Below are 12,746 nucleotides of genomic sequence, written 5' to 3'. Positions count from 1 at the left end.
ATAGATTATTCTACATCTTCTTGATTTATTGTATTATTAATCGTACCTGTTCCCAAACCGGTATTATTTCGATTTCCGAAAATATCTTCATATAAGACAGCATTTGTCTCTAACTCTGTCACCTTCGGTTTATCAAGTGAGGTTCTCAAAAGATTCTGGATTTCTAACAAATGGTTAGCAGTTACAATTTGATAAGATGTCCCTTGCAATTCGGCATCTTCTCCTCGTAATTGTTGAGTTTCAATCGTTTTAAACGAGTCCTGGTAACCTAACAAGCTTGGAATACTTTTCGCAGATAGATCAATATTAGTCTGCATATTGGTACTTAAGGCTTTTAGGATAGATTGATAGTGACTAACACTATTCAAGCTAAGAACTTTTTCAACAACCTTTTGAATGACTTCACGCTGACGCTTCTGACGTCCGTAGTCCCCTTCTGGATCCTGGTAGCGCATGCGAGAATAAACAAGCGCTTCTTCTCCATTTATTGTCTGCTCTCCAACACCGATAGAAATGGTGTTAAATTCCTCTTGGTCACTGATAGAAATCGGGAAACCTAGTGTATTATTAACCGTAATCCCGCCCACTGCATCTACCAATTGTTGCAAACCTTGCATATTGACCATAATATAGCGGTCAATATGGATATTCATCATCCTTTGAATCGTTGAGATAGCTAATTCTGCACCTCCTCCAGCATAAGCTGCGTTCAGTTTCGCTTCTTCGATTTGACCATCTTTATGCTGAATTTTCGTCAAAATATCTCTCTCTAAACTCAACATCATAGTCTTTTTCGTATGCGGATTAACCGTCAAGAGAATCATAGAATCACTATTCCCCTCCCAAGGGTCAGTTCGTTCAACGTTTCCAGTATCAACCCCCATTAAAAGGATCGTTAAGGGTTCAGTCGCCTCAATAACATTGGTTTCTTCCCCAATCTTTTTATAGGTTTTTGATAAGGTTTGTGTACCTTGCTGATAAATGGTATAAGCAAAGACACCCACACCCAAAACTGTCACAGCTAGAAAAGCTAGCACCATTCCAATAATTTTTTTAACCATATTTCTACTAATCTATCAGTTTACCCATCAAGTAAACATCGATAAATTTCCCTTCTTCTATGTACGCACCGCGCTCTTGTCTACCTTCAATTACAAAGCCATATTTTTGATATAGATGAACTGCAGCTTGATTACGAGTTTGGACAGTTAGTTGAAGTCGACGAAGAATACCACTAGCTTGTGCCCACTCTATCGCTTCTTCTATCAACAAACTTCCCAATCCATTATTCCAATATTTCTTACCAATCACAATAAAGAGATCTCCAATATGACGAACTCTCTTACGTTGATCAGCTGTGATATTTACAAGACCAGCAATTTCATCATTCAGCAAGGCCAGTAAAGTGATTTGATTTTCCGAGTGAGCCTGTTTATCCAAAAACGACTCCATCTCAGTATCTGTCATCAAAATACCATCCCTGTCCAGACTAGTAAAATCTGTTTCTACACTAACACGATTTAAAAATGATACTAATTCAGCCGCATCTTCAACTTCTGCTTCCCTAATGAGCAACTCATACTCCATGTTGAAGCTCCTCTAAAAGCTTTTCTGCACGCAAACCTTTTGCTTGAAAATTCAGTCTGCGACCCTCTTCTTCTTTTAGAATTTCCAATTCTAAATAAGTATCTGGCAAGGCATCACCTAAAAGATGCCCCCACTCGATGACAGTTACCCCACCACCAAAGAGAAACTCATCTAAATCAATAGAATCAGCATCCCCCTCTATACGATAAACATCTAAATGATAAAGAGGAAGACGACCTTCATACTCTCTCACAATAGTATAGGTTGGACTCTTAATCATCTGAGTAATCTGTAACCCTTTAGCAAGGCCTTTTGTAAAAGTCGTTTTGCCTGCTCCAAGTTCTCCAGTTAGAATTAAGACGTCATTTTTTTCTAATAAATGGCCCAAACGTTCACCTAAGGACTGTAACTCTTCTTCATTTTTAGTGTACATGTTTCTATTATACCAAAAAGTTGTTCTTTGTCGAGATATTATCTGTGAATTCCATATTATAAATTGTAAAACTAGAACTATCTCCTTTTTTGTTCTTAAAATAGAAACAGCAAGAAAACGACTAACAAGATATCCCTCATCAAATGACTGTAAAATGAAACTTCCCAGCGAATGACTTTTGGCACCAACAGTCCTAGAAAAAGCATTCCCAAGGCAATATAAAAGGTCATGGATAATAGCATCCAAGGATTTCTGAGAAAGATTAGAATAGCTAGTCCACTAATAAAACAGATTTCCTTCTTTCCCAAAAACTTTTTCACTCCATTTACATACTTCTTAATCGGCAGAAAAACTAACAAATCAATGCCAAATAAGAAAAAGAAACTCGGAAGAAAGGCTTCCACAAATCCTTCTACGGATGTATTTCCTGCAAGGATATGTTCTATGACAATTAAAGCTAAACCCAAAATATTTACTAAGAGCAAGAGACTATACAAGAATTGTTGCTTATCTTCCTTAAAAACTGAGTAAGATTGATTTCGCTGTCCACTATAGTAGTTTATCCCTGCCCCAATACTGGCAAGGAGCAACATGCCAACTAGATAATAGAAGCAGTTTTGATTTAACATCAAGGCCCAAGTCGATAAACTTAAACAAGAACAGCTACTAATACCAAAAATCGTAAACAATAACAAAACACGAATTTGCTTTTTCATTTTTTCCATCATTCTTCCTCCCTACTTGCTCTTATTATATGCTAGAAATCCTCACCATTGCTAGAATATTTCTCAACTGTCAGTTTTCTACTCTAAAATGCAAAAAAGTTTGATGCAAGTAACCCTTACATCAAACTTTTACTACTTTCCGTCAAACCAAAGAGCAATTTCTCGCTTAGCTGACTCTTCTGAATCTGACCCATGTACAACATTTTGGATAGCTTGGTTTTCACTAGCAGCTTTTGCAAAATCACCTCGAATAGTTCCTGGTAAAGCTTCTTCTGGACGAGTCGCACCCATCATAGTCCGCCAAGTTTCGATTACTTTGGGGCCTGAAATGATACCCACAAGAACAGGGCCTGAAGTCATAAATTCACGAATCGGTGGGTAAAAACTTTGACCAACCAAGTCCTGATAGTGCTGGTCAATTAACTCTTCTGAAACCTTTGTACGCAACTCCAATTTTTCGATTGTCAGTCCACGTTGTTCAATGCGTTTCAATACTTCACCCACTAGCCCTCTTTTTACACCGTCTGGTTTAATGATAAAAAATGTTTGTTCCATACCCGTCTCCTTTGTCAGCTTCTTTCTTTTATTTTACCACATTTCATGGAAAAATGGAGAAAATTTTCAGAAAAGAGAAAGAGAACCCGAGGGTTCTCTCATTCTCTCTTATTCTACTGTTTCTTCCACAGTTTCAACGGCAGTATCCACAACTACTTCTGTTGTTTCTTCATTTCCCTCTTCCTCTACTGGAGGGTTAAGGTATTCTTCTTCGTTGACAGCATGTGGTTCAAGGTTACGGTAACGAGCCATACCAGTACCTGCTGGGATGATCTTACCGATGATAACATTTTCTTTAAGTCCAAGGAGATGGTCTTTCTTACCACGGATAGCTGCATCTGTAAGGACACGAGTTGTTTCCTGGAAGGAAGCCGCTGACAAGAAACTGTTGGTTTCAAGTGAGGCTTTGGTAATTCCCATGAGGACTGGTCGACCAGTCGCTGGAACTCCACCTGCGATAAGGACATCTTTGTTAGCATCTGTAAAGTCATTGATATCCATGAGGGTACCCATGAGAAGATCTGTGTCACCTGGATCCATGACACGTACTTTACGGATCATTTGACGAACCATTACCTCGATGTGTTTGTCGCCGATTTCTACCCCTTGGCTACGGTAAACTTTTTGCACTTCACCGAGAAGATAAGTTTCAACTGACAAGACATCACGAACTGCAAGGAGACGTTTTGGTTGGATAGAACCTTCTGTAAGAGCAGCACCACGCGCTACTTGGTCTCCAACTTCAACACGCATACGAGCGGTAAATGGAACGACGTATTCACCTTCGCCAGTTTCACCCTTAACAAAGACTTTCTTAGTACGAGTTGATGCATCTTCTTCGATGGCAGTAACTTGTCCTTTAACCTCTGTGATAACCGCTTCCCCTTTAGGGTTGCGGGCTTCAAAGATTTCTTGGACACGAGGAAGACCCTGAGTGATATCGGTATTTGAGGCAACCCCACCCGTGTGGAAGGTACGCATTGTAAGCTGTGTACCAGGTTCCCCGATAGATTGGGCAGCGATTGTACCAACTGCTTCACCAACTTCAACCGCATCACCAGTCGCCAAGTTGATACCATAACAGTGACGGCAGACACCATGACGAGTGTTACATGTAAATACGGAGCGGATAGTCACTTCTTCCACACCAGCATTGACAATTTCACGCGCCTTGTCTTCTGTAATCAATTCATTTGGACCGATAATCACTGCACCAGTTTCTGGATGTTTAACAGTTTTCTTAGTGTAACGACCATTGAGACGTTCTTCGAGAGACTCGATCATCTCTTTTCCTTCTGCGATAGAACGGATCAAGAGACCACGGTCTGTTCCACAGTCGTCCTCACGGATGATAACGTCTTGGGCAACGTCAACCAAACGACGAGTCAAGTAACCTGAGTCGGCTGTCTTAAGGGCCGTATCGGTCATACCTTTACGCGCACCGTGAGTTGAGAAGAACATTTCGAGTACTGACAAACCTTCGCGGAAGTTTGAAAGGATTGGCAATTCCATGATACGTCCGTTCGGAGCCGCCATCAGACCACGCATACCGGCAAGCTGTGAGAAGTTTGAGATGTTACCACGGGCTCCAGAGTCCATCATCATAACGATTGGGTTCTTAGGATCTTGGTTGGCAATCAAACGTTTCTCTAGTTTTTCACGGGCAGCACGCCATTCAGCTGTAACAGCATTGTAACGCTCGTCGTCTGTGATCATACCACGACGGAATTGTTTTGTGATTTGTTCTACACGTTTGTGTGATTCTTCAATGATTTCAGCCTTGTCATCAACGACTGGGATATCGGCAATACCCACTGTCAATCCTGCAAGAGTTGAGTGGTGGTAACCGAGGTTCTTCATGCGGTCAAGTAGGGCAGAAGTTTCTGTCGTACGGAAACGTTTGAAGATTTCAGCGATGATATTTCCAAGGTTTTTCTTCTTGAATGGAGGGTTGAGTTCAAGTTTGCTGATTGCTTCCTTGATATCTCCACCAAGTGGCAAGAAGTATTTAGCTGGAACGCCTTCTGTCAGGTTAGCATTGTTTGGTTCTTGCAAGTATGGTAGACCCTCTGGCATGATGTCGTTGAAGAGGATTTTACCAACTGTTGTAAGCAAGACCTTGTGTTTTTGCTCTTCTGTCCATGGTTTGTTGAGGCTGTCTGTTGCGATACCAACACGTGAGTGAAGGTGAACATAACCATTACGGTAAGCCATAACCGCTTCGTCACGGTCTTTGAAGACCATTCCTTCACCTTCACGACCAGCTTCTTCCATGGTCAAGTAGTAGTTACCCAAAACCATGTCCTGAGATGGAGTAACAACTGGTTTACCATCTTTCGGGTTCAAGATGTGCTCAGCAGCGAGCATCAAGATACGAGCTTCTGCTTGGGCTTCTTCTGAAAGCGGTACGTGGATGGCCATTTGGTCCCCGTCAAAGTCGGCATTGTAGGCTTCACAGACAAGTGGGTGCAAGCGAAGGGCCTTACCATCAATCAAGACTGGCTCGAAGGCTTGGATACCCAAACGGTGAAGGGTCGGTGCGCGGTTCAAAAGCACTGGGTGTTCTTTGATTACTTCTTCAAGAATATCCCAGATACGCTCATCTCCGCGTTCCACTAAACGTTTAGCCGCTTTGACGTTTTGCACGATATCACGGGCAACGATTTCACGCATCACAAATGGTTTAAAGAGCTCGATAGCCATTTCACGTGGCACACCACATTGGTACATCTTAAGCGTTGGACCAACGGCGATAACGGAACGTCCTGAGAAGTCAACACGTTTACCGAGCAAGTTTTGACGGAAGCGTCCTTGTTTACCTTTAAGCATGTGGCTCAATGATTTCAGTGGACGGCTACCTGGCCCTGTGATTGGACGACCACGACGTCCATTGTCAATCAAAGCGTCAACTGCTTCTTGAAGCATACGCTTCTCATTTTGAACGATAATACCTGGTGCATTCAACTCAAGCAAACGAGCCAAACGGTTGTTACGGTTGATAACACGGCGGTAAAGGTCGTTCAAGTCAGATGAGGCAAAACGGCCACCATCCAACTGCAACATTGGACGAAGATCTGGTGGAATAACCGGAAGGATGTTGAGAATCATCCATTCAGGTTTGTTTCCAGACTTGTAAAAGGCATCCAAAACATCCAAACGACGGATTGCTTTGACACGTTTTTGTCCAGTAGCTGTTTTCAACTCTTCTTTGAGTTCAGCAATTTCTTTTTCAAGATCTACTTGTTTCAAAAGGTCTTGGATAGCTTCGGCACCCATCTTGGCAACGAATGATCCATAACCATACTCACGCAAGCGCTCACGGTATTCGCGCTCTGTCATGATAGACTTGTGCTCAAGTGGTGTATCCTTAGGATCAATCACCACATAAGCCGCAAAGTAGATAACTTCCTCGAGAGCACGAGGGCTCATATCAAGGGTCAAGCCCATACGGCTTGGAATCCCCTTGAAGTACCAGATGTGAGATACAGGAGCTTTCAATTCGATATGCCCCATACGCTCACGACGAACTTTTGTACGCGTTACTTCAACCCCACAACGGTCACAAACAATCCCTCTGTAACGAATGCGTTTGTACTTACCACAAGCACATTCCCAGTCTTTTGTAGGACCAAAGATAACTTCATCAAAGAGTCCTTCACGTTCTGGTTTCAAGGTACGGTAATTGATTGTTTCAGGTTTTTTGACTTCTCCATAAGACCATGAACGGACTTTACTTGGAGAAGCTAGGGTGATTTGCATACTTTTAAAACGATTTACATCAACCACTATTTCTTCCCTTTCTATTCTAAGTGAACTGCTTATTCTTGTTCAGCAGCTTCTTCTGTTGCTTCCGCTTTTGTTGCTTTTTCAGCTTCTTCAGCTTCAAAGGCTGCTTTAGCCTCTTGGGCTGCTTTTTCGCGGGCTTTTTCAAGGTCATCTACGTGGATGACATCTTCGTCCATTCCTTCATCCAAGTCACGAAGTTCCACTTCTTGATCATCTTCGTCAAGGACACGCATGTCAAGACCAAGAGATTGCAATTCTTTTACAAGAACTCGGAAGGATTCTGGAACACCTGGTTTTGGAATTGGTTTTCCTTTTGTAATAGCTTCATAAGCTTTCAAACGTCCGTTAATATCGTCAGACTTGTAAGTCAAGATTTCTTGAAGGACATTTGACGCACCGTAAGCTTCAAGAGCCCAAACCTCCATCTCACCGAAACGTTGTCCACCAAACTGAGCTTTACCTCCGAGTGGTTGTTGGGTAACAGTTGAGTAAGGTCCGACTGAACGCGCGTGCAATTTATCGTCAACCATGTGGTGGAGTTTGATCATGTACATGACACCAACTGACACACGGTTATCAAATGGTTCACCAGTACGTCCATCGTAAAGGATTGTTTTGGCATCACTATCCATACCTGCTTCTTTAACAGTTGACCAAAGGTCTTCAGAACTTGCTCCGTCAAAGACTGGTGTAGCGATGTGGATACCAAGAGTACGAGCCGCCATACCAAGGTGGAGCTCCATAACCTGACCAATATTCATACGTGATGGCACCCCAAGTGGGTTCAACATGATATCGACTGGAGTTCCGTCTGGAAGGTAAGGCATGTCTTCTACAGGAACGATACGAGAGACAACCCCTTTGTTTCCGTGACGTCCGGCCATCTTATCTCCGACCTTGATCTTACGTTTTTGAGCGATGTAGACACGAACCAGCATGTTAACACCTGATTGCAACTCATCTCCATTTGCACGTGTAAAGATCTTAACATCACGAACGACACCATCGGCACCGTGTGGTACACGAAGAGAAGTATCACGCACTTCACGGGACTTGTCTCCAAAGATAGCGTGCAAGAGACGTTCTTCAGCTGAAAGGTCTTTCTCACCCTTAGGTGTTACTTTACCTACAAGGATGTCACCTTCTTTAACCTCAGCACCGATACGGATAATACCCATTTCATCAAGGTCTTTAAGGGCATCTTCACCAACGTTTGGAATTTCACGAGTAATTTCTTCAGGCCCAAGCTTTGTATCGCGCGTTTCTGATTCATATTCTTCAAGGTGGACAGATGTATAGACATCGTCTTTGACCAAGCGTTCGCTCATGATAACTGCATCCTCGAAGTTGTAACCTTCCCAAGTCATGTAGGCAACGATTGGGTTTTGTCCAAGCGCCATTTCTCCATTTTCCATAGAAGGTCCGTCAGCGATGAAATCGCCTTTTTCAACGACATCACCAACTTTAACAAGCGTACGTTGGTTGTAGGCAGTACCTGAGTTTGAACGACGGAATTTTTGAATATGGTAAACGTCTAATGAACCATCTTCACGACGAACTTCTACCTTGTCAGCATCTGCATAAGTAACTTTACCGTCATACTGAGCAATCACAGCAGCTCCTGAATCGTGGGCTGCTTGGTATTCCATACCAGTACCAACGTAAGGTGCTTTAGGATTAATCAACGGCACAGCCTGACGTTGCATGTTGGCTCCCATGAGGGCACGGTTGGAGTCATCGTTTTCCAAGAAAGGAATACATGCTGTCGCAACGGCAACTACCTGTTTTGGTGAAACGTCCATGTAGTCAACAACATTAGCTGGATACTCTTGGTTGACCCCTTGGTGACGTCCCATGACAACTTTCTCAGCAAATGTTCCATCTTCATTCAGACGAGAGTTAGCCTGTGCTACAGTAAATTCATCTTCTTCATCGGCTGTCAACCAAACGATTTCGTTTGTGACAACACCTGTTTCACGGTCAACCTTACGGTATGGTGTTTGAACAAAACCATATTTGTTCAAGTGTCCGTAAGATGACAAGTTATTAATCAAACCGATGTTAGGTCCTTCAGGTGTCTCGATTGGACACATACGACCGTAGTGAGTGTAGTGCACGTCACGGACTTCATATCCAGCGCGGTCACGTGTCAAACCACCAGGCCCTAAGGCTGACAAACGGCGTTTGTGAGACAACTCAGAAAGCGGGTTGTGTTGGTCCATGAACTGTGACAACTGTGATGAACCAAAGAATTCTTTAACCGCAGCTGTTACAGGACGGATATTGATGATTTGTTGTGGTGTCAAGACTTCGTTGTCCTGGACAGACATACGTTCACGGACATTACGTTCCATACGAGAAAGTCCAAGACGTACTTGGTTGGCAAGCAATTCACCAACCGCACGGATACGACGGTTTCCAAGGTGGTCGATATCATCTACACGGCCAAGTCCTTCAGCCAAGTTGAGGAAGTAGCTCATCTCAGCAAGGATATCTGCAGGAGTGACGATACGAACCTTGTCATCTGGATTAGCATTACCGATGATGGTTACAACACGGTCTGGATCAGTTGGAGCAACAACCTTGAATTTTTGAAGAACAACTGGCTCAGTCACAACGGCTGCATCATTTGGAATGTAAACAATCTTGTTCAAGTCGCCATCCAAATGGCTTTCAATGCTTTCAATCACACTGCGAGTCATGATTGTACCAGCTTCTACCAAGATTTCTCCAGTTTCAGGATCTACCAATGGCTCTGCAATGGTTTGGTTGAGCAAACGCGTTTTAACATTGAGTTTTTTATTGATCTTGTAGCGACCAACTGCTGCCAAGTCATAGCGACGTGGATCAAAGAAACGAGCTACAAGCAAGCTACGTGAGCTTTCAGCAGTCTTAGGCTCACCTGGACGAAGGCGTTCGTAAATTTCTTTCAAAGCTTCGTCTGTACGAGAGTCCATCGGGTTCTTGTGGATATCTTTTTCAACAGTATTACGAACCAATTCGCTGTCACCAAAGATATCAAAGATTTCATCATCACCTGAGAAACCAAGAGCACGAACCAAGGTCGTAAATGGAATCTTACGAGTACGGTCAATACGAGTGTAGGCGATATCTTTTGAGTCGCTTTCAAGTTCCAACCAAGCTCCACGGTTAGGGATAACCGTTGAACCGTAGCCCACTTTACCGTTTTTATCTACTTTGTCGTTAAAGTAAACACCTGGTGAGCGGACCAACTGAGATACGATGATACGTTCACCACCATTGATGATGAAAGTACCCATTTCTGTCATGATTGGGAAATCACCAAAGAAAACTTCTTGGGTCTTGATTTCGCCTGTTTCTTTATTGATCAAGCGGAAGGTTACAAAAATTGGTGCTGAGTAGCTAGCATCGTGGATACGAGCTTCTTCTAGCGTATATTTTGGTTCCTTGATTTCATATCCAACGAATTCCAACTCCATTGTGTCTGTGAAGTTTGAAATTGGCAATACATCTTCAAACACTTCCTTAAGACCATGGTCTAGGAAATCTTTGAATGAATCAGTTTGAATTTCAATCAAATTTGGTAAGTCAAGAACTTCTTTGATTCTTGAAAAACTACGACGGGTACGATGTTTCCCGTATTGAACGTCATGTCCTGCCAAGATGATTCTCCTTTGTAAATAAGTTCCAAGCCTTGTCAATCAGGCTTTTCTAATCGTCATATGGTTTTAAAAACCCCTATCACCGTGTCCTCTTGATAAATTTTCAGAATCTTTAAGTCTTTGTTACAAGCGTTCAAAATCCTGAAAAAAAGCACAAAAAGAGCAGCTAAATCTGACTTTTTCAGAAGATTTAACTGCTGTGAGCCTTGTCTGGACAATATTTCAGACAAAACCTACGACAAATGATTATTTACATTATACCCTATTTAGCTAGATTTTTCAAGGGGATTAACGAATTTTTGACAAAATCTTTTCCTATAAAAAATTAAATTCAACTTTCACTTTGCAAACTTCTTTTTTAGTTTAATTGCTCAATACAAAATATAGTAAATTACGATTTTCCTATTTTATCTTAGGCTGTTTTTCTTGACTTTACTAGGTTTTTATTTTAATATATATGTATAAATATATAGGGAGATTTATGATGAATATCTTGCTTTCTAAGACTGAACAAGATTTGCTATTCTTACTAGAAGAATTAACCAAACACCATGATTGGATAGAAATTCCAGACTTGGCTAAGAAGATGAATTTTTCAATAGAAGAATTGCAAGAACACCTTTTTAAGCTTGAACAATTATTTCCAAACCTCCTGCTTCAATCAAGCAAAAAAGGCATTCAATTGCAGTTTGACTTCCAAAACGCCTTGGATCCCAGGACTGCGATTTTTAAACAATCTGAAACCTACTCCTTTTTGAATCAGTTGTTTTTCAATGAGGGACAATCACTCGAGCAAATGTGTCAAGAACTTGTAATGAGTTGCGAACGAGTTCAGGAAATCATCCAGCATCTAAATACTAAACTTCCCCAACACTATGGCATCAAAATCCAACTTTCCCCTTTAGTCATGAAGGGAACAGAAGAGGACATTCGTGCCTTTTATCTAGACTACTTTAGCCAAAGTTACGACTTTCTAGATTGGCCCTTCCCTTCTATTTCTGAAGAATCACTCACTCACTTAATTCAGCTATTTTTGGATGCCCAACAAGTTTCACCCAACCTCAGTAGCTTACGGCAAATCAAATATACCCTAGCTATCAATCTAGAGCGGTTTAATAAAAGTCACTTCATTGAAAATCCTACTCCTCTTTTAACCAGTCACTACAGCACCCTCATGCAGATTACCCAGTTTGAACAAGATATCAAAAAGCTGGCTAAAAAACTTCATTTTGAACCGAAAAAGGAGACGCTAGAACAGCTATTTTCAAATCCAGTAAAGTCTCCTCAGATCACAAACAATCCTAGCAATGGAGTACTGGGTGATATTCAACATATCCAAAAATCTTATCGTTTATTGAGCCAAATTCTAGAAGAACTAGCTAAAGAATTTCACCTACAGATTGAAAATCGCGAGGAATTGATTTGGCTCCTCCACTACACTGCCCAATCTGATTTCTTTCATTTACTCAGTAACCAGTCTCTCGACAGACAGAAATCCCAAATTTTAAGCAGTTATCAAGTAGAATTTCCAAAACTATTTGAAGTAAGTCAACACAAATTCCAATCTTACCTGAATGAAATGGGGCTAGAAAATCACCCAAGTAAGCTACAAGAACTTGTCTACACCTTTTCTATCCAAGGGCAACGAATTTTAGTCCAATTACTTCAAAAACTTCCCAAAATACGTGTTTTAGTCATTAGTCATTTGGATAGTCATCACGCACAAAACCTTATCGACACCCTTGCTCACTACGGCAATAATCTCTATCTCTTTGATTCTTGGGAAGAATCTACGATTTCTTTCTCAATTCTCAATCAAATTCCTCACGATATTATTATCACTACCTTTCCTGTCACCAACTCTCCTAAACCACTTATCTACAATCGTAACTTCTCTACTTCAGAATTATTTCATCACCTTCACCTTCTTGCTTCTCAAATTCATAAAGAAAGACTGGCTTAATCGTAACAAAATTTGTTGCGATTTTTTCTTTTATTTTAATTTTAGGAAAACGC

At 41.5% G+C, this 12,746-nt stretch carries 8 protein-coding genes; 1 reads left to right on the top strand and 7 read right to left on the bottom strand.

What is annotated here, in order from left to right; genetic code table 11:
- Nucleotides 1–5: 5 nt before the first annotated feature.
- From brpA to rpoB, 7 genes are all read right to left on the bottom strand, one after another.
- Nucleotides 6–1,061, bottom strand: coding sequence for a biofilm formation/cell division transcriptional regulator BrpA (brpA, locus tag ABKJ27_RS01260; RefSeq protein WP_004256717.1), 1,056 nt, complete (start codon nucleotides 1,059–1,061; stop codon nucleotides 6–8).
- A gap of 7 nt (nucleotides 1,062–1,068) precedes the next feature.
- Nucleotides 1,069–1,587 (bottom strand): GNAT family N-acetyltransferase, encoded by a 519-nt coding sequence (locus ABKJ27_RS01255; protein WP_261047892.1) that lies wholly within the window; start codon nucleotides 1,585–1,587, stop codon nucleotides 1,069–1,071.
- Nucleotides 1,577–2,020 (bottom strand): tRNA (adenosine(37)-N6)-threonylcarbamoyltransferase complex ATPase subunit type 1 TsaE, encoded by a 444-nt coding sequence (gene tsaE, locus ABKJ27_RS01250; RefSeq protein ID WP_214614811.1) that lies wholly within the window; start codon nucleotides 2,018–2,020, stop codon nucleotides 1,577–1,579. The genes ABKJ27_RS01255 and tsaE overlap by 11 nt, the downstream gene beginning before the upstream one ends.
- A 95-nt stretch (nucleotides 2,021–2,115) precedes the next feature.
- Nucleotides 2,116–2,745, bottom strand: coding sequence for a competence protein (locus tag ABKJ27_RS01245; RefSeq protein ID WP_261122149.1), 630 nt, complete (start codon nucleotides 2,743–2,745; stop codon nucleotides 2,116–2,118).
- A 132-nt stretch (nucleotides 2,746–2,877) separates the two neighbouring features.
- The gene (gene ndk / locus ABKJ27_RS01240) at nucleotides 2,878–3,300 is read right to left on the bottom strand and encodes a nucleoside-diphosphate kinase (RefSeq protein WP_247932099.1); all 423 of its coding nucleotides are present in this window, start codon (nucleotides 3,298–3,300) and stop codon (nucleotides 2,878–2,880) included.
- A gap of 108 nt (nucleotides 3,301–3,408) precedes the next feature.
- Entirely contained in the window at nucleotides 3,409–7,086 is a 3,678-nt protein-coding gene (gene rpoC / locus ABKJ27_RS01235) for a DNA-directed RNA polymerase subunit beta' (protein WP_000228741.1), read from the bottom strand.
- Nucleotides 7,087–7,118: 32 nt separating this feature from the next.
- Nucleotides 7,119–10,730, bottom strand: coding sequence for a DNA-directed RNA polymerase subunit beta (gene rpoB / locus ABKJ27_RS01230; protein WP_033682367.1), 3,612 nt, complete (start codon nucleotides 10,728–10,730; stop codon nucleotides 7,119–7,121).
- 484 nt (nucleotides 10,731–11,214) lie between these two features.
- Here rpoB and ABKJ27_RS01225 point away from each other — a divergent pair, with 484 nt between their 5' ends.
- A complete protein-coding gene (locus ABKJ27_RS01225) occupies nucleotides 11,215–12,693 on the top strand; it encodes a M protein trans-acting positive regulator PRD domain-containing protein (RefSeq protein ID WP_410012135.1) in 1,479 nt (492 codons plus the stop codon).
- The last annotated feature ends 53 nt before the right edge of the window (nucleotides 12,694–12,746 follow it).

Source organism: Streptococcus sp. KHUD_011 (assembly GCF_046352925.1).
Lineage (GTDB): Bacteria > Bacillota > Bacilli > Lactobacillales > Streptococcaceae > Streptococcus.
Note: the sequence above shows the minus strand (reverse complement) of the source record. Positions and strands in the feature narration are given on the sequence as shown.